Origin of the sequence: Ornithinimicrobium faecis (assembly GCF_023923225.1) — a bacterium.
In the GTDB taxonomy this organism is placed as follows: domain Bacteria; phylum Actinomycetota; class Actinomycetes; order Actinomycetales; family Dermatophilaceae; genus Ornithinicoccus; species Ornithinicoccus faecis.
Genome location: NZ_CP099489.1, coordinates 3,334,545 through 3,359,384, shown reverse-complemented (window position 1 = coordinate 3,359,384; position 24,840 = coordinate 3,334,545). Strand labels below are relative to the sequence as shown.

Below are 24,840 nucleotides of genomic sequence, written 5' to 3'. Positions count from 1 at the left end.
ACCGAACTAAGCCCTGTTCGGGAACCGTACCTCGTTCCTCGATGGCCTTGATCGTGCGTCGTCGCTGGTCGGTGTCAACGTCGTTCATGCTCGCTGCGCTGCGCGTGCTCCACGTTGACACTCTCCTACGCGACGGCGCCAGGGCCGGGTATCGAGGAGCTGTTCCTCAAGGCGGGGTTGCGGGCCGGGGCCCCACGCACAAGATTCGTGGGTTACCGAGCAAGGACTGCTTGCTCGGCCTATCCGACAATTGTGGGAGGCCCCGGTGTTTACCGAGCGTACGAGTGTTGGGCTCGACGTGCACGCCAGATCTGTCGCTGCAGCGGCGATCGACGGCGAGACGGGCGAGCTGATCCAGGCGAGACTCTCCCCTGGTAAGAAGCAGATCACCGACTGGCTCAAGGCGTTGCCTGGCCCGGTCGCGGTGACGTATGAGGCCGGCCCGACCGGGTTCGACCTGTACCGTGCGTTGAGCTCGGCCGGGATCCGGTGCGAGGTCGCTGCCCCGTCAAGGTTGCAGAGGCCTTCTGGCGACCGGGTCAAGACCGACGCCAGGGACGCGGTCCACCTGGCCAGGTTGCTACGCCTGGATGAGATCAGCTCGGTGGCGATCCCGACGGTGGACCAGGAAGCGGCCCGGGACCTGACCCGGGCCCGCGAAGACGCCCGTGGTGACCTGATGACGGCCCGGCACCGGCTGTCCAAACTGCTCCTGCGCTACGGCATCGTCTACTCCGGCGGGTCCGCGTGGACCGGCAAGCACGACGCCTGGCTACGCACCGAGGCCTTCGCTGGGCTGAGCACCCGGGCGACCCGGCTGACGTTCGACGCCAACTACGACAACGTCCTGACCACCTTGGCCCGCCGGGACCGCCTCAATGTCCACATCGAGGAGTTAGCCGCCGACAGTGAGTTCACCCCCGTGGTGCGACGACTGTGTTGCCTGCGGGGCATCGCCACGCTGACCGGGTTCGCCCTGGCCGTCGAGATCGGTGACTGGCACCGGTTCACCGGCAAGACCATCGGCTCCTTCGTCGGACTGGTACCTTCCGAGCACTCCTCGGGCAACTCCCGCTCCCAGGGGCCGATCACCAAGACCGGCAACACCCACGTGCGGCGGATGCTGGTCGAGGCTGCCTGGCACCACCAGCCCAGGTACCGGATCGGCAAGACCATGCTGGACCGGTGGGACCTGGCCCCCGCAGCTGCGCGGGCCCGCGGTGACGCCGGGAACCGGCGGCTGCACGCCCGATGGGTGACCTTCATCGAGCGGAAGAAGAAGCCCACCATCGCCAACGTCGCCATCGCCCGCGAGCTCGCCGGCTGGTGCTGGTCCCTGGCGGTGCTCGACGAATAGCCCCCACGAACTGCTGATCTGCTAATACCGAACCGCTGGTAGCAGCGCGTGGAGCGGACCCGCGCCCGCACTATGAGCAGCAAAGACCCCCCGTGGGCCTTTGTGACGCTCGATGTTAGACACGCGGTCCCGCTCCTGCCGAAACATCGTCTTGCGGTACCCAACCCGCGCATATCAGTCAGACCGCGCGTCGCCAACGACACGCTCACCAGCGAACGTCGGCAACCCAGCAGACAGCAACGAGGCGCCCGCCCCAACCACGCCAAACCGGGACGGGCGCCTCACCCTGCCACTTGACAACAGGCCACTCCATATCAGTGCACCAGAAAGACCTGATGGCGACCGTGTCCGGGTCTGTCGTGACCTGGCACGTGTGAGGACCCTGCCCCGCAGCCCGGCCACCGCGGCCGGGCCCACAGGCATGCCCAGCCACTGCACCAGCGGGCAGACATCGCCCAGGCGGGCCGGATGGGCGGAGCGAGGACGAGGCCACGCTCCACGCAGGATCACAGATGGGGGTCGCGGCCGAGAAGCCTCAGGGCCTCCTCCCAAGTCGAGTCCACCGGATCTGCCGTGATGGCCGGAGAGAACGCTGACCCCCGGCGCTTGCGAGCAGCGTTGTCCGGCACAGTCTCGGCGACGCGCAGCACCTCGGCCGCGAGCTCGTCCGTCGGTGTGAAGGGCATGTCGATCGAGCGAGCCACGTCCCAGGTGTGGACCACCGTGTCGAGCAGTTGGGCTCCAACGACCGTCGCGTAGGGCAGCAGCCGGGTGGGGTGCAGCTCGACCTCGATGATGCCGTCCTCCGGGTTCGCGCCGGCGAACGCACCGAGGAGGCCGAACGCGGAATCGAGCCAGCGCTCGTGGGTGAACCGCTCGGGGGCGTAGGCCCTCTTGGGGGCGTAACCGTTCTGAGCGGCCCGCGTGAAGCCGCGGTGTTGCCCGACCATGTGAGCCAGCAGAGCAGCAAGATCCCAGTCTGAGCACGGGGTTGGCCGCACGAGGTCGCTCTGTCGGACCTGGCTGACATACGTGGTCGCGGTGTGCATCGCCTCTGCGTGCTGCGAGAGCAGGCTGTGCGTAGTGATCATGAGTTGATAATAATCACCATGGAGTGATGATTGCAATAGGGGTATTATTTGGCTAGGTTGAACGACTATGACGGACCGTCGCGACCTGCTGGGACAACTGCTCACGTTCACCAAGGAGTTGCGGCGCAACGAGGATCAGGCGGCGGCCGCGCAGGGTGTGAGCATGTGGCAATACGCCGTGCTGTCGGTGGCGGCAGCCCGTGCGGGTCTGAACCAGGCGGAGGCCGCAGCGATGCTGGGCTACAGCCGCAACCGGATCATCGCCGACATCGACACCCTGCAGGAGAAGGGGCTGCTGACGCGGGAGCGCGCCGCTGACCGGCGGGCCAACACCCTGCTGATCACCCCTGCGGGACTGAGGGTGATGCGGACGATCAGGGCAGACATCCACCGCGGCGAGGACGAGATCCTGGCCGGTCTCACGCAGGCTGAGCGTGACGAGCTCGACCGACTCGCGGGTCGGATCAGCACCCTGATGACGGAGCGTCGGCAGGCGTCAGCGAGCTGACCACGTCAGGGGTGGCGCGGAAGGACCGCGAGTGGTGAGTCTCCGGGTCAGAAGCCGGAGGGAACCACCAGCCCCGCCTCGATGAGTGCCAGGCGCACCTGCTCTCGCCGGTCAGCGTCGGCGAACTGTGCGTGATCCAGATCAGCAGCAACCGTCGTGGGCAGACGGTGAGCGAGCCACGCCCGGACGTCGGCCTGGCTGAGGAGCTCGAGAGGTTCCCCCTCCTCACCCAGCACGCCGTGCCGCGACTCGTAGACCTCGACGCCGGCGAGGGGTGCACCGTGGAGCAGGCAGGGCATCATGTCGGGGAGCACGATGCGCCGATAGGTGGGCTCGGTCGCGTCGATGGCCGCTAACTGAGCCTGGTCGAACCAGGCCAGCGTCACGGGGCGAGATGCGTTGCCGTCACGCGATGCGTCGCGGACGAAGGGAGCCGCCGCGATGTAACCACGGATGCTCACGTGCCCGGAGTGACCCACCGCCAACCGCTCGACCTCGGCCACGGCAATGGGCAGCCCGGTCTGCAACAACGGGCCCAGTTTGTTGCGCAGAACGGTGAGAGAGGCGTTGGACCCGACGGCTGCCACGGGGGTGCGGTCACTCAGATCCGGGGGCACGTCTCCGTCGACCAACTCGCTCTCCGTGAGCACGTGGGGTCGGGTGAGGAGGCCGGAGTGCGGGGACTCGGGCCACGGGTAATCGCTGGGCGGTAGGAGTGTCATAGGCGAAGATCACACTTCTAGAAGTCCCGATGAGATGCAAATTCTGGCGTCGATCCGGCATAATTCAGATGTCCTCACCTCCGCGGGAGGACTCCTGAGCACATCGGGATGGGGCCCGGATAACCCTCTGGCGAGGGTCCCGGTGCGTGACGGGTCGGACTTCGCGAGCCGGCCCGTCGCGCATCAGAACGGTGTTCCGCGCCGCGAGCGTGCCCGTCGAGTCAGGCCAACCGCAGAGCGTGTCCGGCGAGTCAGGCCAACCGCAGCCGATCGCTCAGCAAGCTGACCCTGCACTCAGTGCGCTCGGCGGGACTTGAACCCGCACGCCCGAAGGCACAGGATCCTAAATCCTGCGTGTCTGCCAATTCCACCACGAGCGCATGCGCCCCCGATCGTAGTGCCCCGCCTAGAATCAGGGCGCAACCAGTTCCGGGACGCCGTGGTCCGGGGACACGACGGAGGGGTCCACGTGAGTGATCTGCAACTGGAACCGACTGGAGCCACGCCGGCTCCTCGCGCGAGCGGCAGTGCCGCCTGGAAGGTGCTGGCCGCCCTGTTGGCCATCGCCTGTGCCGTGCTGGCCTTCCTGCTGCTCCGCCCGGCCGAGGAGGCCGAGGCAGAAGAATCGCCAACAGCCACGGCGGAGTCCACGGGAGCGCTGGCCTGTGACGTCCTGGGCGAGGTGGTGGCCGTCCCCGATGATGAGATGGCCAGCGACGAGGCCTACGTGATGCAACTGCGGCTCAGCGCGGCTGGCGTCCTGGGCCTGATGGCCGAGGAGCAGGACGCGTCCTTCGAGAACTTCGCCGAGCACCTGCAGGGACCGGGGCAGGCCCAGGCCCGGTCCTTCAGCATGGACAGCCCGGAGTTCCACGAGGCGCTGGACCTGGCCAGGTCGACCTGCTCCAACCGCTTCCCCGCGGAGGAGTGAGGCGGTTGCGCCGCGCCCAGAGAATGTCGGCCGCGCCCATGGAATGTCGGCCGGGCCCGTGAGTGACTTCAGCCTCGAACCCACAGGGGTCACGCCACCACGGCCCGGGGCGGGCTCGCAACCGTGGAAGGCGCTGACTGCTGTGCTGACGGTCGTGGTGGCGGTGCTGACCTTCCTGCTGCTGCGCTCCCACGGGCTGCTCGGGGCCGAGGAGGATCACTCCGGAGCGCGGTTGGGATCGCTGGCCTGCGGGTTCCTGGATGGCGTCGACCCCGAGTTCCTGGATGGGAGCAAGGAGGACCTGACGCCCACCGCTGAGCGGCTCGTGGCGGCCAGGACGCTGGCCACCCTGGCCGCTGAAGAGGACCCCACCTACACCGACCTGGACGACACGCTCCAGCAGATGCTGGGCGCGGACGTGGACTTCGCGACGGTGATCGAGCAGGGGCAGGGAGCCTGTGCCGACCTGGCTGATGTCGCCCCGTGAGGTGACGGGCCCAGCCTGCCCACGGCATACGGCCGCTGGTCAGAGACTGACGTTGAGGGCCTTGGCCAGCATCGCCACGTGACCGGTCGCCTTGACGTTGTATTTCGCCAGCTCCACCACGCCCTGCTCGTCGACCACGATCGTCGAGCGGATCACGCCGGTGACGGTCTTGCCATAGAGCTTCTTCTCCCCGAAGGCGCCGTATGCCGTGAGCACGGCTTTGTCCTCATCGCCCAGCACCGGGAAGGTCAGGGATTCCTTGTCGGTGAACTTGGCCAGTTTCTCGGGGGAGTCGGGGGAGACCCCGAGCACGGCATAACCGTGCTGCTCCAGGACGGCCAGGTTGTCGCGGAAGTCGCAGGCCTGGGTGGTGCAACCGGGGGTCATCGCGGCGGGATAGAAGTAGATGATCACCTTGCGGCCGGCGAAGTCGCTCAACGACACCTCGTTGCCGTTTGCGTCGGGCAGAGTGAACTGTGGTGCCTGCTGGCCGGGCTCGAGGCGGGACATGTGCTCTCCTGAGGTCTTGGGGGCTGTTCTGCGTTATCGTCTCAGGCGACCGTGCTCACCAGCGAAAGGCGTGCAGAGATGGCCGACAAGAAGGCTCCGACTCGCTCCCAGAAGGAGATTGAGGCTGAGCTGTCCGCGACTCGCGAGCGGCTCACCCGCACCGTGGATGAGTTGGCCTTCCGCGTCAGCCCCGCGGAGCTCAAGCGCCGGCAGATTGTCGCGCTGAAGGCCAAGGCCAACGACGCGGCCTTCACCCCGACCGGTGAACCGCGCTATGACCGCCTCGCCACCGGCTTGATCGCCGTCGCTGGAGTCGCCATCGTGCTGGGCCTGGCCCGGCGCGTCTTCCACAAGGGGTGACGCCCTGATCGTCGACCGGGCGGTCTATCGCGCGGGCGTCCGGCACGAGTGCGGCGACCTCAGCGACGATCTGGCCACCGTCCGGGCCGGCGGCCCCCACGACTTCCTGTGGATCGGGCTGAAAGACCCCACCGACGACGAGTTCGCAGAGGTCAACGACGAGTTGGGCCTGCACCCGCTGGCTGTCGAGGACGCGGTCTCCGGTCGGCAGCGCGTCAAGATCGAGCGCTATGGGTCGACGATCTTCGCCGCCATCAAGACGCTCGCCTATGTCGAGGCCAGCTCGGACATCGAGACCGGCGAGATCATGATCTTTGTCGGCGACCACTTCGTCGTCACCGTGCGACGCGGTGACGTCGCACCACTGTCCTCGGTGCGTCGCCTGCTCGAGGCGAGCCCGGAGCAGCTCGCGGCAGAGGGCGCAGACGGGGTGCTCCACGCGGTCCTGGATGTCGTCGTCGACACCTATCTGGAGATCGACCTGGAGGTCGCCAACGACCTGGACGAGATCGAGGAGTCGGTCTTTGGCAGCAACGACACGGCGCACTCCGGCTCGATCTATCGGCTCAAGCGTGAGGTGCTGGAGTTCCGCCGGGCCGCAGCACCGCTGACCCAACCGGTCGCCTGGCTGGCCAGTGAGGGGAGCCCCATCACGTCGGCCGAGCTGCGGTTGCGCTTCCGCGACGTCAGCGACCACCTGCTGCGCGTCGCCGACCACGTCGAGACCTATGACCGATTGCTCGCCGACATCTTCAACGCGCACCTGGCCCAGATCTCGATCCAGCAGAACAACGACATGCGCAAGATCTCGGCCTGGGTGGCGATGGCAGCGGTGCCCACCATGGTGGCTGGCATCTATGGCATGAACTTCGACGTCATGCCCGAGCTGCACTGGACCTTCAGCTATCCCGTGGTGATCGCGTTCATGGCGCTGGTCTGCGTGGTGCTCTATCGGGCGTTCAAGAAGTCTGGCTGGCTCTGAGGAAGCCAGCCCCACGGCATACGTCCGTTGTCTCTGGCATCCTGAGCCGGTGGAGCGCGAGGACCTGATCCGGCTGCGCCGGGTCCGTGACCTGATCGATCGGGAGTATGCCGAGCCGCTCGACGTCCCGCGCCTCGCCACCGAGGCGCTCATGTCGGTGGGGCACTTCCAGCGCAGCTTCAAGGAGGCGTTCGGTGAGACGCCCTACTCCTGGCTGATGACGCGCCGCGTCGAGCGGGCGATGGCACTGCTCCGCTTCGGCGATCAGAGCGTCACCGATGTCTGCATGGCCGTCGGGTTCACCTCGCTCGGGTCGTTCAGCGCCCGGTTCTCTGAGTTGGTGGGGGAGAGCCCGAGTGCCTATCGGGCCCGCGACCACGAGGGCCTGGTCGGCATCCCGGGCTGCTTCGTCAAGCACGCGACCCGGCCGGTGCGAGGACGGTCAGGATCGGAGAAGCGCGAGGACTCTGCGGGGTCCTAACGTTGTGGGCATGAGCGACAAGAACCCCACCTCACCCATCCTCAACAACTGCTTCGTGATCGTCGACGACGTCGACGCCGCCCTGGCCTTCTATCGCGATGCCATCGGTCTGGACGTGCGCCAGGACGTCTCACAGGGCGACTACCGCTGGCTCACGTTCACGCCACCGGGGCAGCCGGAGATCGAGATCGTGATCCAGGATTACAAGGCTTTCGGCGTGCCGATGAGCGAGGACGACAAGAGCTCTGTGGCTGACCTGATGGCCAAGGGCGTGCTCTCCTCGCTGGTCTTCGAGGTCGGTGACGTGGATGCGCTGTTCGAGAAGGTGCTGGGCAGCGGAGCCGAGGTGCTGCAGGAGCCGGCGGACCAGTTCTATGGCGTGCGGGACTGCGCCTTCCGCGACCCGGCCGGCAACATGATCCGGTTCAAGACCCCGCTGGCCAGCAGCGAGGGTGACGCCGACGCCGGCGCTTGAGATGTGCCGGCCCGGCTGGCCCGAGGGGTGGGACGGCCAGTCGACAGGATCCGGTGCGAACGGGACCATGGGTGTCATGACGGCGCTGCCACGAGTGGTCGGGGAGTGGACGGTCGACGACGTCGACCGGCTGCCGGACGACGGGCTGCAGTATGAACTGCTCGATGGGGCGCTCCTCGTGACCCCGGCTCCGACGATGTGGCACCAACGGGCAGTTGGTCGGCTTTATCAGCTTCTGCTCGCGGCCTGCCCCCGAGGATTCGAGGTCTTCTTTGCGCCGCTCGACTGGCGTCCGGACCGGCTCACCTCACTCCAGCCGGACGTGCTCGTGGTCCGCAACGACGACGTCCGCGACGGGGACATCGGCGCGGCGCTCGTGCTCGCCGTTGAGGTGCTCTCGCCCTCGACCAGCCGCAAGGACCGCACACTGAAACGGTCGCGCTACGAGGAGGCCGGGGTCAGTGCCTACTGGATCGTCGACCCCGCGGAGCCGTCGTTCGAGGCGCTGGACCTGGTGGACCGTCACTACGTTGCCGCTGCGCAGGTGAGCGGTACGGGCTCCGCACGGCTCGAGCTGCCGTTCCCCGTTGAGGTGGTCCCGGCCGACTTGGTCAGCCCGCCCGACTGACCGGGTCGCCCTCGAGGCACGGCTGGGTCTAGCCTTGCGCCCATGTCGGACATCGCTGGTCCTCTCCCCGGTCACGGCAAGCGCAGAACCGGGGCGATCACGTTCTGGATCGGGATCGTCATCGGGCTCGGCTCCCTGGCCCTGGCGATCATCACCGGGATGATGTCCTTCAACGCGATCTCCGATGCGGTGTCCGACGCCACACCGATCGACGGGAGCAAGTCGATCACCCTGCAGGCGGGCGACGAGCGCACGATCTATCAGGTGGAGCAGGGCAGCGAGGAAGCGGTCTGCACGGTGACCGGCCCCGATGGGCAGGAGTTGAGTCTCAGCCGCAACTCCACCGTCGAGGGGACCAGCGGTGACACGACCTACGTCAACGTGGGCAACTTCACTGCGGATCAGGCTGGCGAGCACCAGGTCGCGTGTGAGGGCCCCAGGACGTTGATCGGTCCGTCGCTGGACGTGGCCGGCACGATCGGCGGCATCTTCGGGGTCCTGGCGGGCATCGGCGGCATTCTCGTGGGCGGGCTCCTCGTCATCATCGGAGCGATCCTGTGGTTCCTCGGCCGCGGCGAGCGCAAGCGGGCGCTGACTGGTGGGCCGGGCGGTTATGGCCAGGGCAGTTACCAACAGGGCGGCTATCAGGGTGGTCCTCCTCCACCGCCCCCGCCGTCGCAATAACCGCTCGCGGCTGCCCGACCACGGGGATACCGTCGCCCCCATGCCCGACGCCGAGTTTGACGACCCACGCCTCGCCCCGCTCTACGACATCCTCGACCCCGACCGCAGTGACCTGGACACCTACCTGGCCGTCGCCGACGAGATCGGTGCCCGATCGGTGCTGGACGTCGGCTGCGGGACCGGCACCTTCGGCATACTGCTGGCGCAGCGAGGGATCGAGGTGACTGGGGTCGACCCGGCGGGTGCCAGCCTGGACGTGGCCCGGGGCAAGGAGTATGCCGAGCACGTCACCTGGGTGCACGGTGACGCCACGGCGCTGCCGCCGCTGCAGGTGGACCTCGCCACGATGACGGCGAACGTCGCCCAGGTCTTCCTCACCGATGATGCCTGGGCGCAGACCCTCGAGGCGGTCCACGCGGCACTGCGACCTGGCGGGCACCTGGCCTTCGAGAGCCGGGTGCCGGCCGTGCGCGGGTGGGAGGGCTGGACCCCGGAGAGCACGCGCGCGACCACGGACGTGCCCGGGCTGGGCCCGTTGACCGAGTGGATGGAGGTGACCGACGTGCGCGAGGACCCGCTGCTGGTCAGTTTCACCGCGCACAACGAGTTCCCGGGCGGGAGCGATGTGGTGTCCGCCTCGACGCTGCGTTTCCGGTCCCAGGAGGAGTTCGAGTCCTCGTTGGTCGCGGCCGGGTTCGAGGGCGTGCAGGTCGGGGACCTGCCGTATGCGCCGGGGCGCGGCTGGCTGGTGCGTGCGCGCCGCCCGTTATCCACAGATTGAGAGCAGCGCCTAGTTTGTTGCCGTCGATGGATCTAGAGTCGGGGGATGACGACGTCGGAGATCGAGAAGAAAGTCCGCCAGCTGGACAACGACGTGCACGACATCTACGACATGCTGACAGACATCTCGAAGACCCAGGTGCAGCTCACCAACCACGTTGCCTCGCTTGAGACCAAGGTGGACGGTCTCGACAACAGGCTTGTGGCGATCGATGGCAGGTTTGAGGCGATCGACAACAAGTTCGAGGCGATCGACGGCAGGTTTGACGCCATCGACAACAAGTTCGAGGCGATCGACGGCAGGTTCGAGGCGATCGAGAGGACATTGGTCAGTCACGACGGCAGGTTCGAGGCCATCGAGAGCAAACTGGTCGATCACGACGGCCGGTTCGACTCGATCCAGAGCACACTCGACCAGGTGCTGGACCTGCTCCAGTCCCGAGGCTAGGCGCCGAGCTCGTCGTCCACCCAGGCGGGTCGGGAGACTCGCAGCCCGGCCAGGGTGAGCACGACGCCGCTGGCCATGAGCAGGATCAGGACGATGGTCCAGGTGCCGGTCGCCTCGTAGATCAGGCCGACGACGAACGGACCGATCGCTGCGAACATGTAACCCAGGGGTTGCACGAACCCCGACAGCCGGGCAGTGACCTGCGGGTCGCGGGTCCGCGCGGTGATCAGCGCGATCGCGGTCGGGAAGGCAAAACCGGACGCGCCCAGGATCACCGCCCAGAGCCAGGGCAGGGTCGCCGGAGCCAGCAGCAACCCGGCGTTCCCGATGATCAGCAGCGCGCCGAACGCATACATCCACGGGTGCAGCGAGGGAGAGCGGGCGATCACAGTGGGCATGATCAGCGCACCGATCAGGGTCAGCGACGTGAGCAGCGACATGAGCAGACCGGCGTAGCCGGCCGACAGGCCGGCATCCCGATAGATCTGCGGGAGCCAACCGAACTGGATGTAGGCGTTCATCGACTGGACGCCGAGGATCACGGCGAGTGCGATCGCGCTGGGGGAGCGATAGATCCGCCCGGCGTGGTCCGTGCGGCTCCGGCTGCCGCGTCCCCCAGGCGTCTTGCGCTCTCGCAGTGCGATGACGGTCCATGGGACGACGGCGGCGAGGGCGAGCAGCCCCCACACCCCCAGGCCTGCGCGCCAGCCCAGGCTCGAGCCTGAACTGATCGGGGCGACCAGGGCGGAGGCCAGGGCTCCACCAGCAGTCAACCCCACGCTGTAGGCCGTCATGAGCCGGACGTCACGTGGCTGTCGCTTGATCCAGGCGGGCACCAGCACGTTGCCGATCGCCGCGCCCCCAAGGGCCAGCGTGGTCAGGGCCAGAAAAGCTGCGGTGTTGTCGACGGTGGCCCGCACGATCAGCCCCAGGACCACGGAGACCAGACCGAGGACGATGCCCGTCGTCATGCCGATGCGTCGGGCCACGAGCACGGCAATCGCGCCAACCGCACCGAAGCACAGACCAGGGAGCGCGGTCACGAACCCGGCCACGGCAGTGCTCATGCCGAGCCCAGCGGTGAGTTCCTCCAGCACCGGACCCACCGAGGAGGCACCGGGGCGCAGGTTGATCGCAATCAGGATCGCCGCGACGAGCGCGAACGCCGGGCCGATAGGCCGGGCGTGCCCCGAGTGGTCCGGCCCCGAGTGGTCCGGCCCTGGGTGCTCAGCCGGTGTGGTCACGGTGCATCGAAAGTCTTGATCACGCGCGCCGGGTTGCCGACCGCGACCACGTTGGCCGGGACGTCCTTGGTCACGACAGCACCAGCGCCGATCACCGAGTTGTCACCGATGCTGACGCCCGGGAGCACGATCGCGCCGCCGCCGATCCAGACGTTGTCGCCGATGGTGATGGGGGAGGCTGCCTCGAGACCGGCTCGGCGCGGGCCCGGCTCCACCGGGTGCCAGGCAGTCAGCAGTTGCACGTGGGTGGCAATCTGGCAGTCCTTGCCGATCGTGATCGACGCGACATCGAGCGCCGTCAGCCCGAAGTTGATGAAGGTGCCCTCGCCGATGGTGAGGTTGCGGCCGTAGTCAACGTAGAGCGGTGGCCGAATGTGGACGCCCTCGCCGAGTTCGCCGACGAGTTCCGTGAGCACCAGCTGAGCCGCCTCGACGTCCTCCAGATAGGCCGTGCCGTAGTCGGCGGCCAACTCGATGGCGCGGCGTCCCTCGGTCTCGATCCTCGGGTCGTCGGCGATGTAGAGGTCTCCGGCAACCATGCGCTCGTAGTTGCTGCGGTCATCGCCTCGGAAGTGTTCGGTCACCGCCCCAGGCTAGCCGCGCAGGTCCCTGGGGTTGATGTCGGCGGTCAGCGCCGCGGCGTGGGCACGGTAGCCCCTGGCGTTGGGGTGGAAGGACTCCCCGGGACTGGTCGGGACGACGCCGTGCACCCACGGGTCGTCGGCGTTGGCACCGTGGCCGGCGAAACGCGACGTGATGTCCACGAAGTCGAAGCCGTGGGCCTCAGCTCGCTCGGCGATGACCGCATTGAGCAGGTCAGCCGCATCGTTGGCGGCTTGTTGCTCAACGACCGACATCTGCAGGGTCAGCTCGGGTGTCAGGGGCACCTCATACGCCCCGGCGTCGGGGGAGAACAGGTGGGCGTAGCCAGTGACCACGACGTGCGACTCAGGGGCAGCGTCGGCCACCTGGGCGTAGGCGGCGTCCAGCACGGCCGGCAGCGCGGTCTGGATCTGCGCCTCGACACCGGCGATGGTGGCCAGGCAGATCGCGTCAGCGGTCGCAAGGCACACCGTCACGGTCTGGCTCCACGGAATGTCGTTGCCGCCGATGGTCAGCGTCACCAGGTCGGTGTCGGCATCGAGAGCACCGAGCTGAGCCTCCAGGCTGTTGCCAGACGGGCCGGCCGTCGCGCCGGGGACCGCGGCGAAGTCATCGAGGGCGATGCGCATCCGGCCGTCCAGCACCTCGGCATACGCGGCGCCATCAGGAGCTCCGGAGCCGGCGGCGTAGGAGTCACCGATGGCGTCGTAGGTGAAGGATGGCGGTGCCGCCGAGGCTGGCGCGGTGAGAGCTGCGAGCGGGAACAGCAGGGCAGTCACGGCTGCCAGGGACGTCATTGTCCGGGTGGGTTTCATGAACAGTCAGCGTATCGCTCGCGCGGGTGGGTGAACAGGGTCTCATCACGCCGGATGGCGGTGCGCACGGTGGACGGCATCCTGGTGTTCCGGTATGACTGTCGGGTGGAGTTCACCTGCACCGGTCCGGTCATCGAGTGGCGCGGTCCCGCACCGTTCTGGTTCCTCGACATCCCGGTTGAGGAGAGTGAGGACATCAAGGAGGCGGCACGCGGCCTGGAGTATTGGGGCCAGGTGGCCGTTGAGGTGCGGATCGGGCAGACCGACTTCAGCACAGCACTGTTCCCCAAGGACGGGCGCTATCTCCTCCCGTTGCGGGTGGCTGTCCGCCGTGCGGCCGGCATCGAGCCGGGCGAGGTGATCACGGCCCGAATGAACCTGACCCAGCGCCCCGTGTGAGGATGCCGTCCATGTCTCTGGTCAACTCTGCACGGTCCTTCTTCGGTCTCACGAGCCCACCGCTGCGCCCAGAGTTCACGCTCAGCGATCGCGGCCCGAGGATGCCGGTCTGCAGGGCGTGCGGGGCGCTCGTGGCCTTTGAGGGCCAGGACGGGCACATCGCGTGGCACGCCGACCCCGGTCGGCCAGACTCCAACGCTCGCTAGCTGCTTGTGGGCCGCACCAGGGTGAGTTGGGCGCCAAGCCCGGTGACGAGATAGCCCTCGGCTCCGGCCTCTAGCAACTCCGCCAGGTCGGCCCCGGAGTCCAGCGGCAGCGAACGCTCGCCGGCCCCTACCTCTGGCGCGTGGGCAAACCAGTCGTGCACGGCGTCGTCCTGCTCATCCGAGAGCAGTGACTGCAGGTGGTTGAGGTCCTCGGTGAGAGCCGCGAGCTGCTCGAGCACGGCGCCGCGGTTCTGGGTCAGCAACTCGACCGTCTTGTCCACGTCGCCGCGCAGCACCCGGGTCGCGTCGCGGAAGGACCCGGCAGCAAGGGCTGCTGTCAGATCTGGGTGGGCGGAGCGGAGCACACCGCGCACCAGCGCCTGGCCGGTCGCGTGCGGCACGTGGGAGACCGCCGCCACGGCCTCGTCGTGCACCTGCGGGCTGATCAGCGCGGCCCGGGACTCGAACGCACCGACCACGGTGGAGAGCGCCGTGTGGATGCTCTCAAGGTCGTTGCCGGGGACTGGGGTGATCGCCCAGACGGCGTCCGTGAGCAGATCTGCCTGCGCCGCGGCGAAGCCGCTGTGCTCGGTGCCCGCCATCGGGTGGCACGGCACCAGGTGAGTCAGCCCGGACCCGAGCGCCGCGTCGGCGATCACGCCCTTGGCGCTGCACGCATCGATCAGCACCGTGGCCTGCGGCACCTCGCCGCGGCGCAGCTGATCGACGACGGTGCTCGTCGGACCGGCCAGGAGGGCGAGGTCCGTGCGCGGGAGGGCGCTGATGGTCTCGGCGATCTGAATCCCTGCCGCGGCGGCCTGCGTGCGGGTCTCGGCATCGGGGTCCCACCCGTGCACCGCCACCCCCAGCTGCAGCATGCGCAGCGCGAACGAGCCCCCGATCAGGCCCAGCCCGACGACCGCGCAGGAGTTGACCTGCGGGGGCACCTGCGTCACTGGTCCTTCTCCGCGGCGTGATGGATCTCGTCGATCCGCTCGGGCCGGCTCAGATAGATCTCCCCGCTGCCGGTGCCGCTCGTGGAGGTCCAGTAGCCGACCATGTGGTGCCCTGCCTCGGGGCCCGCAGGTCGCAGCACCAGGAAGCCGGCGCGCGGCTCATAGCGGGTGGACGCCTGGCTGACCTCATAACGGATGTTGACCTGGTGGTCGTCGTATTCACAGAACGTCGAGGTGGTGTGGCCCAGGAAGTCACCGTCGCTGACGGGCTGACCGTCCAGCGCTGAGCGAAGGCCCGCCAAGGTCTCGAAGAGCTGCACCTCATAACGCAGTGTTGATCCGGTCAGACTGATGCGGGCCAGACCCCAGTTGGCGGCGCTGGAGCGGTAGACCCAGGAGCCGCGGATCCGCCGGCTGCGCACCCACAGGAAGGCCCAGCCGAGCAGCCGCACCAGCACAGCCAGGCTGAGGGCTGAGCCGAGGATCTGCAGCACGGGGTCCAGGTGCGCCACCAGGGGGAGCACCTTGACGACCAGAATTGCGAAGATGAGGGTGGCCAGCCCGAAGGCGATGTCCTCGACGCTGCTGGTCCGGCGGTCCTGGAGATATCTTTCGAGGGTCTTCACGAGTGAGGGTGCCTAGCCGACCTGGTCGCGGGCGGCGACGAAGGCTGCCACGCAGGCGCGCACGTCGTCCTCGGAGTGTGCTGCCGACAGTTGCACCCGGATCCGCGCCTTGCCCTTGGGGACGACCGGATAGGAGAAGGCGATCACATAGACGCCCTCGCGGAGCATCGCATCAGCGATCTCGGAGGCCTTGCGGGCGCCGTCCTCGCCGGGGAACATGACCGGCACGATCGGGTGCTCGCCGGGCAGCAGCTCAAAGCCAGCCTCGGTCATCAGCGACCGGAACAGCTCGGCGTTGCGACGCAGCTGGGCCCGGGGCTCGTCGGAGTCGCGGGCGATCTCCAGGGCCTTGGCCGAGCCGGCGACCACCGACGGTGCGACCGCGTTGGAGAACAGGTAGGGACGGGCCCGCTGCTTGAGCAGGTCGACGATCTCCTGGTGGGCGGCCACATAGCCACCGGACCCGCCACCGAGGGCCTTGCCGAGCGTCCCGGTCAGGATGTCAATGCGATCCATCACCCCGCAGTGCTCGTGGGAGCCGCGACCGCCCTCGCCGATGAAGCCGGTGGCGTGGGAGTCGTCGACCATGACCATCGCGCCGAACTCGTCGGCCAGGTCGCAGATCTCCTCCAGCGGAGCGAGATAGCCGTCCATCGAGAACGCTCCGTCGGTGACGATCACCTTGCGGCGGGTGTCCTTGGCCGCCTCGAGCTGGGCGCGCAGGTCAGCCATGTCCCGGTTCTTGTAGCGGAACCGCTGGCCCTTGGACAGCCGCACCCCGTCGATGATCGAGGCGTGGTTGAGCTCGTCAGAGATGATCGCGTCCTCCGGGCCGAAGAGCACCTCGAAGATGCCGCCGTTGGCGTCGAAGCAGGACGGGAACAAGATGGCGTCCGCAGTGCCGACGAAATCGGCGATGGTCCGCTCGAGGTCGCGGTGCTGGGACTGCGTGCCACAGATGAAGCGGACCGAGGCCATGCCAAAGCCCCACTCGTCGAGCGCAGTGTGCGCGGCCGCGACGACGTCCGGGTGGTCGGCCAGACCCAGATAGTTGTTGGCGCAGAAGTTCAGCGCCTCCGCCTTCAGGTCGTCGGCCGTCTTGGTCGTGACGTGGGAGGACTGCGGTGAGGTGAGCTCGCGCTCGACCTTGAACAAACCGGCGTCCCGGATCTCCTGGAGCTCTCCTGCGAGAGCCTGCTGCACGGCATACATGGTGTTCTCCTCAGCTCATATCTTTTGCGCTCATTCCGCGGGGCCGTCCGGGCCTCGCAAGCTCGTGTCCTCCGACCCCTGTCATGAGCTCCAATCCATAATGACTTTGCCCACCTCACCCGACCTGGCGGCGGCAAACGCGTCCTGCCACTGCTCAGCCGGGAAGCGGTGGGTGATGACCGAGCGGATGCGCTCGCGCAGGACCTCGGAGGTCTGCAGCATGAACGTCATCCGATACCACGTGTCATACATCTCGCGGCCGTAGATGCCCTTGATCGTGATCATCCGCGTGATCACCGGTCCCCAGTCGATCGCGAACGGCTCCTTGGGCAGTCCCAGCAGTGCGACCTTCGCGCCGTGGGTGGCGTTCTCCACCATCTCCGACAGGGCGCTGGGGGAGCCGGACATCTCCAGACCCACGTCGAACCCCTCGGCCATGCCGAGCTCTGCCTGCACCGGGCGGACCCGGTCGCGGGCGACGTTGACCACGCGGTCGGCACCGGCCGCCCTCGCCAGGGCGAGGCGGTGGTCGGAGACGTCGGTGACCACGATGTAGCGCGCGCCGATGTGCCGGGAGATCGCGGTGGCCATCACGCCGATCGGGCCGGCACCGGTGATCAGCACATCGTCGCCGGACATCGGGAAGCTCAGCGCCGTGTGCACCGCGTTGCCCAGTGGATCGAAGACGGCGCCGAGGTCAGGGTCGATGGCGTCCGGCTGCTCCCAGACGTTGGCGGCCGGCACGACCACATAGTCGGCGAAGGCGCCGTCGCGGTTCACGCCGAGGCTGGAGGTCTGCACACACATCTGCTGGCGGCCAGCTCGGCAGTTGCGGCACCGCCCGCAGATCACGTGACCCTCGGCAGAGACGCGCATGCCGACCCGCAGGTCGTACTTCCCGTCCCCGGTCGCCACGCCCTCCCCGACCGCGACGATCTCGCCATAGAACTCGTGCCCCACGACCAGCGGCGGCTTGAGCATGCTCGCCGCCCAGTCGTCCCAGGACTCGATGTGCAGGTCGGTGCCGCACAGTCCGGCCCGCAGCACCTTGATCTTGACCTCGCCGGGGCCCGCCTCGGGCTCGGGGACGTCGAGGAGCTCCAGCCCGGGACCGGCGGTGGTCTTCACGAGTGCACGCATGGGCTCCATCTTGACGCACGTCCCACGATTTCTGTCAGGCAGCCTGCCGGTGCTAAAGTTCTGCGTCGCGCGCCTATAGCTCAATTGGCAGAGCAGCTGACTCTTAATCAGCGGGTTCGGGGTTCGAGTCCCTGTGGGCGCACCACCAGGTCCCCAGTTCGGATACGTCCGGCTGGGGACCTTTTGTATGCCGTGCACGTCACCTTCGTGGTCGGTCACCCACCGACCCCACCCACAGCCCCCGGGAAGCTGGCCTGCCAGGGCGTGCCTCGGCATACTCCCGGTTTCGCGCGGCGCAACATCGCGACCTTTGGCACACTGGGCCGCTGGACCCGACACCAACTCGAGGGGAGAGGCCGTGAGTGCTGAGACGAGTGCACCGCAGAAGGTGAGCCTGTGGAAGGTGTTCAAGCGCACGATCGCTGAGTTCACTGACGACGGGGCGACGGACCTGGCGGCGGCGCTGACCTACTACAGCGTGCTCTCGCTCTTCCCCGCCATCTTGGCGCTCACCTCGCTCCTCGGTGTCTTCGGGCAGGGCCCCTCGACCACGCAGGCGCTGCTGGACGTCGCCACCGATCTCGGCGCTTCCGAGGACCAGCTGGCGCCGATCGAGAGCTATATCAACAACCTGCAGGGCACCGGGGGAGCCGGGATCGCCCTGTTTATCGGTCTGGCTGGTGCCCTCTGGGCGGCCTCGAACTATGTCAACGCCTTCTCCCGGGCGATGAACGCCATCTTCGACGTGCAGGAGGGGCGGCCGGTCTGGAAGCTGCGCCCGATCATGGTGCTGATCACCCTGGTCGTGCTGCTGCTCGTGGTCGTCGTCGCCCTGTCGCTCGCGCTGTCCGGTGGCATTGCCGAGGCGATCTTCGGCGTCATCGGGCTCGGCGAGCAGGCGACCATGGTCTGGGGCATCGCCAAGTGGCCCTTCCTGTTCGTCATCGTGGTGGGCATCATCGGGCTGCTCTATTGGGGCACTCCGAACCTCAAGCGCAAGTTCCGCTGGTTCAGCCCCGGGGCGCTGGTGGCGATCGTGGTGATGGTGATCGCGGTCGCAGGTTATGGCTTCTATCTGGCCAACTTCGGCAACTACTCAGCGACCTACGGCGCGATGGCCGGTGCGATCCTGATGCTCCTGCTGCTCTGGGTGATCAACGTGGCCCTGCTGTTCGGGGCCGAGTTTGACGCCGAGTTCGAGCGAGGGCGTGAGCTGCGGGCCGGGCTGCCGGCCGAGGAGGATCTGCAGCTGTCGCCACGCGATGACCGCCAGCTGGTCAAGAAGGCGGAGAAGCAGCAGGAGATCGTCGAGGAGAACCGGCGCATCCGCATCGAGGCGAGTCGCGAGAGTGACCCTGACCGCTAAGGGATGGCAGCTGCGGGAATTGGGACTTAGCCAGACTGAGCCAATTTCTGTGAGTTGTTGAGCGACACGACCAGCAGACCCGCGGCTGCGGCCGCGACCAGCACGGCGGCCGGGACAGGGAGGGCGTCGACGCCGCTGTGGGAAACGACGGCTGACGCGAGTGCCGCCCCTGCGGCGATGCCGGCATTGAAGAGCACCGGGATCAGGGCCCCGGCGAGGGAGCGGTGCTCGGGGCCGGCGAGACGCAGGATCAGGGTCTGCGCGAGCGGGGCCACGGTCCCGGAGGCCAGGCCCCAGGCCACCACGACCACCAGTCCTCCGACGGCATGCCCCTGGGTGACCACGAGACTGAGCAGAGCCGCTGCGGTGGCCGCCGAGCCCACCACGAGGGCGCTGGACGTCCGGTGCCCGATGCGAGCGGCCAGGGCCACCCCGGCAGCGGAGGACAGTCCGAAGACCAGCAGCAGTGTGCCGATGCCTCCGGCCACCAGGGTGGCCGGCTGCTCGCCCAGGACCGTGATGTAGGTGTAGGCGCCGAAGTGACCGACGAGCACGAGCGCGACGAGTGCGGCGACCGCCACCATGGATCCGACCTGGCCGGTGCCTCGTGCCTGGCCAGGTGCCTCGTCGCGGTCCTTGGAGGATGCCTGGCTCGACGTGACTCTGGGGACGAGCCAGGCGACGACGAGGCCGAGCCCGGCCAGCAACCAGAAGGACGCCCGCCACCCGGCCAGGTCGGCGACGAACCGGCCGACCGGCGTGCCGACGACCAGACCCAGCGTCCCGCCACCGAGCACGATGGCGGTCGCGCGGGCCAGTTGCCGATCCGGCACCAGGTCGGCCACGTGGGCGTTGACCGTCGACCAGAGCAGGCCCACTGCGGCGGCGCCGATGACCCGGCTGGCCAGCGCCACGGCATACGTCGGCGCCAGGGCGGTCAGCGCGGCCGACACGGCAAACGCCAGCATGCTCCCGGTGATGACGGCGGTCCGGTCCCACGTCCTGGTCAGCCGCACCAGGGGGAAGCTGGCGACCACGACCACCAGGGCCCACAGGCTGACCAGCAGACCGGTGCTGGCCTCGGACACCCCGAGGCCAGCCCCCATGGTGGTGAGCACCGCCGTGGGGAGCATCTCGCCGCTGACCATCACCATCGTGGCCGCGCCGAGGGTGAGCAGCGCCCGCCATGGCAGCTGGTCGCTCTCGGCGGTCGAGCGATCGGTCTCGGAGGTCAGGCCTGGTGTCGTCATGTCCACGACGGTAGACTTTGACATTAGTGTCAATGTCAAGGTTGTTTCGAGTGCACGCGAGGAGATGGTTGCGGTGAAGATCGGCGAGGTCGCCCGACGCACGGGGGTCGCCACACGGCTCATCCGCTATTACGAGGCACAAGGGCTGCTGACCGCCGACCGGGAGTCGAACGGCTATCGCACCTATGCCGACGGGCACGTCGATCGGGTCGAGCGGATCGCGGGGCTGGTGCAGGCTGGGATCCCCACCCGGCTGGTCAAGGTGCTCCTGGAGACCGAGGATGCCTGCCGGCGCGAGGAGCCGACCTGCTCGGATGAGGTGGCGGCGCTGCTGGCTCAGCAGCTGAGCGCCCTGGAGCAGCGGATCGACTGTCTCACCGCCAGCCGCGACACGGTGCGGACCTTCCTCGAGCGGACCCGCGGCGGCGAGATCTGGAGTGCCCCTGAGGTGGGCCGCGTGCCGTCCTCGGCGTAGGCGCACGCGGCAGCGCCGGGGGTCAGGTGTTGTTGGCCGCCGTCGCGCTGCCAAAGAGCTCAGTGACCAGGGCAGTGTTCTCGCGGAACGTGGACCCGAGCAGCTCCGAGACCGCCGGGTCGTCGGTGCTGGCGGGCAGGTGCAGCCCGAGGATGGTGCTGACGAGCATGCCGTTGCCGAGGAAGGCGGTGGCGCGGGTTGCGGAGAGTCCGGCCTCGTCGCGCAGGATCGTGTAGATGCGCAGGAAGCCCTCGCGGGCGACCGGCCCGATCCCGGTGTCATGACCCAGGGTGAACAGGTGCAGGAGCGTCACAAGGGTGCCTCGGTCCTCGGCCAGACGCACATACGCCTCGCCCAGCCGCGGCTCGATCTGCTCCTGCGGCCCACCCTCGGCGATCACTGCGCGAAAGGCGTCTGCCACGCGTTCGACCACGCGCTCCGCGGTGGCGATGAACAGCGCCTCCTTCGAGCCGAAGGTGCGGATGACGTAGGCCTGACTGATGCCTGCGATCTGGGCGATCGCGTCGGTGGTGGCCGCGGCGTATCCGCGCTCACCGAAGACCTCGGCGGCGGCAGTGAGGATCGATTCGCGCCGCTCGGCGGCAGGCAGGCGCTGACGGGGAGGGTTCACGTTGTCAGGTTATCAGTGGATAACATACGATAGTGTTGTTATTGACTGATTACTAACAACGGAGGCTCTCATGGGCGGGAAAGTCATCATCCTCGGCGGCGGCATCGGAGGCTTGTGCGCGAGCATCGCGCTCCGGCGGGCCGGGGTGAACGCAGTCGTTTATGAGCAGGCGGAGCAGTTCAGCGAGGTGGGTGCCGGCATCCAGGTCTGGGTGACTGGCATGCAGGCGCTGCGACGGCTCGGTGTGGCCGACGCGGTGCGCGCCGGGGGAGCGGAGGTCCATCACCACCGGTTCTTCAATGCTCGGGGTGCCCCGCTCTACTCTGCGGACCTGGCCGGATTGGCCCGGGAGCACGGCGCGCCGACCCCGGTGATGATCCCCCGCACCGCGCTGATCGACGCCCTCGCCACCGGGATCGACGACGATGCTGTCCACCTCGGGCGCCGGGTCACCTCGTTCGAGCAGGTCGACGAGTTGGTGCGAGTGCAGTTCGAGGACGGCACGACCGATGAGGCCGATCTGTTGATCGCAGCGGACGGCATCAACTCGACCGTGCGCCGCGACCTGTTTCCCGAGGTGCGCATCCGCACCGCGTCCTACCGGTATGCACGCTCCCTGGTGGAGCATCCGGCACCCTTCGGGAACAACGTGTTCTCGATGTTTTTCGGGCGGGGCAACCGGATCGCCATCGGCGACTGCGGCGACGGCATGCTCTATTGGCTCGTTGGCCTCAAGAAACCCACCGTGCCACTGGGCGGCGACCTCAACGTGCTCAAGGCCGATCTGCTCCGCCGTTTCGACGCCTTTCCCGAGGGTGTCGCATCGGTGATCGACGCAACCCCGGCCCACGCGCTCATCCACCACACGGTGCGTGACCTGGAGCCGATGGAGACCTGGGGGCGCGGGCGGGTCTTCCTGCTCGGGGATGCCGCGCACGCGACGACCCCGAACCTCGGGCGCGGGTCCGCGCAGGCGATGCTCGACGCCATCGCCCTGGCCGACCTCCTGCGCGGCGTCGACCTCACCGACGCTCACCAGGTCGCCAGGGTGCTCGACACCTATGGTCGGTCTCGGAAGCCGGAGGCGGAGGCGTTGCAGAAGACCTCGCGGAGCATCGGCAACATCACCTCGTGGGACAGCGCCGTGATGACCACCGCGCGCGACGTCATCATGCGCACCGTCGCGGGCCGCAGGCAGGTCGCCGCGATCAGCGCGCAGTTTGCCGAGGCAGCGCGGATGCCGGGCTCGACTGTGGGAGCCTGAACTGGCACGACCTGTCCGGTGGGCTCAGCTGCCCTCCTCAGGGCCCTGCCGCGGCCGGCCACGACGGGGGAGCGGCTTCACCCCGCGGGGTGCCCGACCCGCCTTCTTGAGCGCGTCGCGCAGGATGATCTCGATCTGGGCGTTCACGCTGCGCAACTCGTCAGCGGCCCAGTGCTGGAGGGCCTCGTGGACGGCCGGGTCAAGCCGGAGCAGGACCGACTTGCGGTCGGTTCTGGCCCGGTCCCGCCCTGCCTTGTGCTGGGGGTCCGGCTCAGCCATGTGGTCCCACCCGGATCACCGTCGTGCGTCGCTTAGTAGAGCGATCCGGCGTTGACGACCGGCGTGGTGCCGCGCTCGGAGCAGAGCACCACGAGCAGGTTGGAGACCATCGCGGCCCGGCGCTCGTCGTCGAGCTCCACGATGCCCTTGGCCTCCAGCCGCTGGAGCGCACCCTCGACCATGCCCACGGCGCCCTCCACGATCTTCTCGCGGGCGGCGATGATCGCCGAGGCCTGCTGACGCTGCAGCATGGCCTGGGCGATCTCGGGGGAGTAGGCCAGCGACGAGATCCGGACCTCGATGACCTCGAGACCGGCCAGCGTGATGCGCTCGGCGACCTCCCGGGCGAGCTCTGCGTTGATGACCTCTGTGTCGCCGCGCAGCGTGACCTCGTGGGCATCGTTGTCATAGGGGTGACTCATCGCCACGTGGCGCAGCGCCGACTCGGCCTGGACGGCCACGAAGTCCTCGTAGTCCTCGACGCTGAAGGTTGCGCGGGCTGTGTCGGCAACCTGCCACACCACGATGGCCGCGATGTTGATGGGGTTGCCGTCGGCCTCGTTGACCTTCAGGTCGCTGGTCTCGAAGTTGTGCACCCGGACCGACACATTCTTGCGGGTGGCCAGCGGCACGATCATCCGCAGGCCGGTCTTGCGCACCGTGCCGATATAGCGACCGAAGAACTGCACGACCTTGGTGTGCCCGGGTGCGATCACCGTGAGCGAGGAGGCCAGGATGGTGCCGACGGTGAACACGACCGCGCCGATGACGATCTGTGCGACGGCGCCGCCGACACTGCCGAAACTGTCGACGGCCTCGGTGGCGGAGATGACGCCGGCGATCATCTGCCAGAGGCCGAGACCGATGATGGCCAGGGAGATCACCAGGCCCGCAAACCCGTCGATGGACCACGCGGCACGCTCTGTGGCGTTGACGCGGGTGCCGTCGTGCCCCACCGGGGTGCCGGCCGGGGTGCCGCCCACGGCCTCGTCGGGTGCTGGTGTCTGCTCGTTCATCGTCGTCCCCTTGCTTCGCTTAAAGTGATATCAAAATAGTATCACCTGGCAATTTCGGGAACCGCGCCCAGGTTCCCGGCGTCGGAGGGGACGCGAGACATCAACGACTAGCAGTGTGGGTGATGAGTCATCCACGAGGAGGAATGTATGCGCTCGGTCAAACAGGACACCGTTGCCTTCGCTCAACCAGCCGACACGGTGTTCCAGGCGGCCCTCGGGGTCGTCCAGAACGCCAAGAACCATCACGTCCTGGCCGCGCACAACGAGGGACGCAAGCTGGTGGTGCGCGAGAAGCCCAAGATGTCCAACCCCAAGTTCCTGCAGGTCTGGGTGGAGGAGGCAGGGGCGAGCGCCCGCGTGCAGGTGGCGGTCGGCACGGATCCGCGCACGCCCAAGGCGTTGCTGGACGGCCGGGCCAACGACAAGTTCCTCAAGGGCTTTGTCGCCGACGTGCAGGCGGCGCTGGACGGCAGCGCACCGACCCCCGCAACGCCGGTGCCAAATCACTTCCTGCAGAAGAAGACCGAGGTGCCGTGGACCGACCCGCAGCAGGACCCAGAGATCGAGCTGGACGGCAACATCCTGGCGCTGTACGGCCTCTGGCAGTGGCCCCGGCCCAGCGACGCCGGTTGCCCGCATGAAAAGCGCCCCGGCCCGGAACCAAGGTTCCGCTGCCGGGGCGCTGCTGGGGTGAGTGACGGGACTTGAACCCGCGACATCCGCGACCACAACGCGGCGCTCTACCTGCTGAGCTACACCCACCATCGGTGTTGCCGACGCCGAGGCGTTCAGGCAACGGCGACCATCGTACCTGCTCCGCGCCGTGGTTCCGAACAGAGCCGGCGAGACTCAGCCGGCCACCGCTGCAGCGGCGCAGAATGGATCAACTGGCGCCTCGGCATACGGCTTGTTCT

The 24,840-nt window shown here is 68.0% G+C and carries 32 protein-coding genes and 3 tRNA genes; 19 read left to right on the top strand and 16 right to left on the bottom strand.

Annotation, left to right across the window (positions count from 1 at the left end):
* The first annotated feature begins 265 nt into the window (after positions 1-265).
* Positions 266-1,357: an IS110 family RNA-guided transposase gene (locus NF556_RS15740; RefSeq protein ID WP_252591974.1), complete on the top strand. Its 1,092-nt coding sequence runs from the start codon at positions 266-268 to the stop codon at positions 1,355-1,357.
* A gap of 506 nt (positions 1,358-1,863) precedes the next feature.
* On the opposite strand, the gene NF556_RS15735 is transcribed toward NF556_RS15740, so the two are convergent.
* Positions 1,864-2,448 carry a TIGR03086 family metal-binding protein gene (locus NF556_RS15735; RefSeq protein WP_252591973.1) on the bottom strand — a complete coding sequence of 195 codons (585 nt, stop codon included), beginning with the start codon at positions 2,446-2,448 and terminating at the stop codon, positions 1,864-1,866.
* A gap of 67 nt (positions 2,449-2,515) precedes the next feature.
* Here NF556_RS15735 and NF556_RS15730 point away from each other — a divergent pair, with 67 nt between their 5' ends.
* A complete protein-coding gene (locus NF556_RS15730; RefSeq protein ID WP_252591972.1) occupies positions 2,516-2,956 on the top strand; it encodes a MarR family winged helix-turn-helix transcriptional regulator in 441 nt (146 codons plus the stop codon).
* A 47-nt stretch (positions 2,957-3,003) separates the two neighbouring features.
* Here the strand turns inward: NF556_RS15730 and NF556_RS15725 are convergent, their stop codons facing one another.
* Both NF556_RS15725 and NF556_RS15720 read right to left on the bottom strand, forming a co-directional pair.
* Positions 3,004-3,678 (bottom strand): hypothetical protein, encoded by a 675-nt coding sequence (locus NF556_RS15725; protein ID WP_252591971.1) that lies wholly within the window; start codon positions 3,676-3,678, stop codon positions 3,004-3,006.
* A 298-nt stretch (positions 3,679-3,976) separates the two neighbouring features.
* Positions 3,977-4,058: transfer RNA gene (locus NF556_RS15720), tRNA-Leu, on the bottom strand.
* An 89-nt stretch (positions 4,059-4,147) separates the two neighbouring features.
* Here NF556_RS15720 and NF556_RS15715 point away from each other — a divergent pair.
* The gene (locus tag NF556_RS15715; RefSeq protein WP_252591970.1) at positions 4,148-4,609 is read left to right on the top strand and encodes a hypothetical protein; all 462 of its coding nucleotides are present in this window, start codon (positions 4,148-4,150) and stop codon (positions 4,607-4,609) included.
* A gap of 58 nt (positions 4,610-4,667) precedes the next feature.
* Positions 4,668-5,096 carry a hypothetical protein gene (locus NF556_RS15710; RefSeq protein WP_252591969.1) on the top strand — a complete coding sequence of 143 codons (429 nt, stop codon included), beginning with the start codon at positions 4,668-4,670 and terminating at the stop codon, positions 5,094-5,096.
* Positions 5,097-5,135: 39 nt separating this feature from the next.
* Here NF556_RS15710 and bcp read toward each other — a convergent pair whose 3' ends face one another.
* A complete protein-coding gene (gene bcp / locus NF556_RS15705) occupies positions 5,136-5,606 on the bottom strand; it encodes a thioredoxin-dependent thiol peroxidase (protein WP_252591968.1) in 471 nt (156 codons plus the stop codon).
* A 78-nt stretch (positions 5,607-5,684) separates the two neighbouring features.
* Between bcp and NF556_RS15700 the strand changes: the two genes are divergently transcribed.
* The 8 genes from NF556_RS15700 (at position 5,685) to NF556_RS15665 (ending at position 10,444) form a co-directional block, all read left to right on the top strand.
* Positions 5,685-5,966, top strand: coding sequence for a DUF3618 domain-containing protein (locus tag NF556_RS15700; protein WP_252591967.1), 282 nt, complete (start codon positions 5,685-5,687; stop codon positions 5,964-5,966).
* Positions 5,914-6,948, top strand: a complete 1,035-nt coding sequence (gene corA / locus NF556_RS15695; protein WP_306270204.1) for a magnesium/cobalt transporter CorA — start codon at positions 5,914-5,916, stop codon at positions 6,946-6,948. Before NF556_RS15700 ends, corA begins: the two co-directional genes overlap by 53 nt.
* Before the next feature lie 49 nt (positions 6,949-6,997).
* Positions 6,998-7,429, top strand: coding sequence for a helix-turn-helix domain-containing protein (locus NF556_RS15690; protein ID WP_252591966.1), 432 nt, complete (start codon positions 6,998-7,000; stop codon positions 7,427-7,429).
* A 10-nt stretch (positions 7,430-7,439) separates the two neighbouring features.
* Positions 7,440-7,904 (top strand): VOC family protein, encoded by a 465-nt coding sequence (locus NF556_RS15685; RefSeq protein ID WP_252591965.1) that lies wholly within the window; start codon positions 7,440-7,442, stop codon positions 7,902-7,904.
* Positions 7,905-7,980: 76 nt separating this feature from the next.
* Positions 7,981-8,532, top strand: coding sequence for a Uma2 family endonuclease (locus NF556_RS15680; RefSeq protein WP_252591964.1), 552 nt, complete (start codon positions 7,981-7,983; stop codon positions 8,530-8,532).
* 42 nt (positions 8,533-8,574) lie between these two features.
* Complete coding sequence (locus tag NF556_RS15675) at positions 8,575-9,216, top strand: hypothetical protein (RefSeq protein WP_252591963.1); 642 nt, start codon at positions 8,575-8,577, stop codon at positions 9,214-9,216.
* Positions 9,217-9,256: 40 nt separating this feature from the next.
* Positions 9,257-9,997, top strand: coding sequence for a class I SAM-dependent methyltransferase (locus tag NF556_RS15670; protein WP_252591962.1), 741 nt, complete (start codon positions 9,257-9,259; stop codon positions 9,995-9,997).
* A gap of 45 nt (positions 9,998-10,042) precedes the next feature.
* The gene (locus tag NF556_RS15665) at positions 10,043-10,444 is read left to right on the top strand and encodes a hypothetical protein (protein WP_252591961.1); all 402 of its coding nucleotides are present in this window, start codon (positions 10,043-10,045) and stop codon (positions 10,442-10,444) included.
* On the opposite strand, the gene NF556_RS15660 is transcribed toward NF556_RS15665, so the two are convergent.
* Genes NF556_RS15660 through NF556_RS15650 form a run of 3 tightly spaced genes read right to left on the bottom strand, consistent with a single transcriptional unit; the run spans position 10,441 to position 13,106 of the window.
* A complete protein-coding gene (locus NF556_RS15660) occupies positions 10,441-11,688 on the bottom strand; it encodes an MFS transporter (RefSeq protein ID WP_252591960.1) in 1,248 nt (415 codons plus the stop codon). The two genes, NF556_RS15665 and NF556_RS15660, sit on opposite strands and share 4 nt — an antisense overlap.
* The gene (locus tag NF556_RS15655) at positions 11,685-12,272 is read right to left on the bottom strand and encodes a sugar O-acetyltransferase (RefSeq protein ID WP_425607002.1); all 588 of its coding nucleotides are present in this window, start codon (positions 12,270-12,272) and stop codon (positions 11,685-11,687) included. The genes NF556_RS15660 and NF556_RS15655 overlap by 4 nt, the downstream gene beginning before the upstream one ends.
* Positions 12,273-12,281: 9 nt before the next feature.
* Positions 12,282-13,106, bottom strand: coding sequence for an SGNH/GDSL hydrolase family protein (locus tag NF556_RS15650; protein ID WP_252591959.1), 825 nt, complete (start codon positions 13,104-13,106; stop codon positions 12,282-12,284).
* 54 nt (positions 13,107-13,160) lie between these two features.
* Between NF556_RS15650 and NF556_RS15645 the strand changes: the two genes are divergently transcribed.
* Both NF556_RS15645 and NF556_RS15640 read left to right on the top strand, forming a co-directional pair.
* Complete coding sequence (locus tag NF556_RS15645; RefSeq protein ID WP_252591958.1) at positions 13,161-13,505, top strand: DUF1905 domain-containing protein; 345 nt, start codon at positions 13,161-13,163, stop codon at positions 13,503-13,505.
* 11 nt (positions 13,506-13,516) lie between these two features.
* Entirely contained in the window at positions 13,517-13,711 is a 195-nt protein-coding gene (locus tag NF556_RS15640; RefSeq protein WP_252591957.1) for a hypothetical protein, read from the top strand.
* On the opposite strand, the gene NF556_RS15635 is transcribed toward NF556_RS15640, so the two are convergent.
* The 4 genes from NF556_RS15635 to tdh form a co-directional block, all read right to left on the bottom strand.
* Positions 13,708-14,667, bottom strand: a complete 960-nt coding sequence (locus NF556_RS15635; RefSeq protein ID WP_252591956.1) for a prephenate dehydrogenase — start codon at positions 14,665-14,667, stop codon at positions 13,708-13,710. The genes NF556_RS15640 and NF556_RS15635 overlap by 4 nt on opposite strands.
* Positions 14,664-15,293 carry a hypothetical protein gene (locus NF556_RS15630; RefSeq protein WP_252591955.1) on the bottom strand — a complete coding sequence of 210 codons (630 nt, stop codon included), beginning with the start codon at positions 15,291-15,293 and terminating at the stop codon, positions 14,664-14,666. The genes NF556_RS15635 and NF556_RS15630 overlap by 4 nt, the downstream gene beginning before the upstream one ends.
* Before the next feature lie 12 nt (positions 15,294-15,305).
* Positions 15,306-16,505 carry a glycine C-acetyltransferase gene (locus NF556_RS15625; protein WP_252591954.1) on the bottom strand — a complete coding sequence of 400 codons (1,200 nt, stop codon included), beginning with the start codon at positions 16,503-16,505 and terminating at the stop codon, positions 15,306-15,308.
* 81 nt (positions 16,506-16,586) lie between these two features.
* The gene (tdh, locus tag NF556_RS15620; RefSeq protein ID WP_252591953.1) at positions 16,587-17,645 is read right to left on the bottom strand and encodes an L-threonine 3-dehydrogenase; all 1,059 of its coding nucleotides are present in this window, start codon (positions 17,643-17,645) and stop codon (positions 16,587-16,589) included.
* 69 nt (positions 17,646-17,714) lie between these two features.
* Between tdh and NF556_RS15615 the strand changes: the two genes are divergently transcribed.
* A tRNA-Lys gene (locus NF556_RS15615) sits at positions 17,715-17,790 on the top strand.
* Between the two features lie 213 nt (positions 17,791-18,003).
* On the top strand, positions 18,004-19,011 hold the full coding sequence (locus NF556_RS15610; protein WP_252591952.1) for a YihY/virulence factor BrkB family protein: 1,008 nt from the start codon (positions 18,004-18,006) through the stop codon (positions 19,009-19,011).
* Between the two features lie 26 nt (positions 19,012-19,037).
* On the opposite strand, the gene NF556_RS15605 is transcribed toward NF556_RS15610, so the two are convergent.
* Positions 19,038-20,261 carry an MFS transporter gene (locus NF556_RS15605; RefSeq protein WP_252591951.1) on the bottom strand — a complete coding sequence of 408 codons (1,224 nt, stop codon included), beginning with the start codon at positions 20,259-20,261 and terminating at the stop codon, positions 19,038-19,040.
* Between NF556_RS15605 and NF556_RS15600 the strand changes: the two genes are divergently transcribed.
* Positions 20,260-20,736, top strand: a complete 477-nt coding sequence (locus tag NF556_RS15600) for a MerR family transcriptional regulator (protein ID WP_252591950.1) — start codon at positions 20,260-20,262, stop codon at positions 20,734-20,736. The genes NF556_RS15605 and NF556_RS15600 overlap by 2 nt on opposite strands.
* Before the next feature lie 22 nt (positions 20,737-20,758).
* Here NF556_RS15600 and NF556_RS15595 read toward each other — a convergent pair whose 3' ends face one another.
* Positions 20,759-21,367 carry a TetR/AcrR family transcriptional regulator gene (locus tag NF556_RS15595; protein WP_252591949.1) on the bottom strand — a complete coding sequence of 203 codons (609 nt, stop codon included), beginning with the start codon at positions 21,365-21,367 and terminating at the stop codon, positions 20,759-20,761.
* A 70-nt stretch (positions 21,368-21,437) separates the two neighbouring features.
* Between NF556_RS15595 and NF556_RS15590 the strand changes: the two genes are divergently transcribed.
* A complete protein-coding gene (locus NF556_RS15590) occupies positions 21,438-22,631 on the top strand; it encodes an FAD-dependent monooxygenase (protein WP_252591948.1) in 1,194 nt (397 codons plus the stop codon).
* A 24-nt stretch (positions 22,632-22,655) separates the two neighbouring features.
* Here the strand turns inward: NF556_RS15590 and NF556_RS15585 are convergent, their stop codons facing one another.
* Together NF556_RS15585 and NF556_RS15580 are read right to left on the bottom strand one after the other, a co-directional pair.
* On the bottom strand, positions 22,656-22,910 hold the full coding sequence (locus NF556_RS15585; RefSeq protein WP_252591947.1) for a type II toxin-antitoxin system antitoxin: 255 nt from the start codon (positions 22,908-22,910) through the stop codon (positions 22,656-22,658).
* A gap of 32 nt (positions 22,911-22,942) precedes the next feature.
* Entirely contained in the window at positions 22,943-23,926 is a 984-nt protein-coding gene (locus tag NF556_RS15580; RefSeq protein ID WP_252591946.1) for an SPFH domain-containing protein, read from the bottom strand.
* A 147-nt stretch (positions 23,927-24,073) separates the two neighbouring features.
* Between NF556_RS15580 and NF556_RS15575 the strand changes: the two genes are divergently transcribed.
* Positions 24,074-24,634, top strand: a complete 561-nt coding sequence (locus NF556_RS15575; RefSeq protein ID WP_252591945.1) for a hypothetical protein — start codon at positions 24,074-24,076, stop codon at positions 24,632-24,634.
* Here the strand turns inward: NF556_RS15575 and NF556_RS15570 are convergent.
* A tRNA-His gene (locus tag NF556_RS15570) sits at positions 24,613-24,688 on the bottom strand. The two genes, NF556_RS15575 and NF556_RS15570, sit on opposite strands and share 22 nt — an antisense overlap.
* Positions 24,689-24,840: the final 152 nt, after the last annotated feature.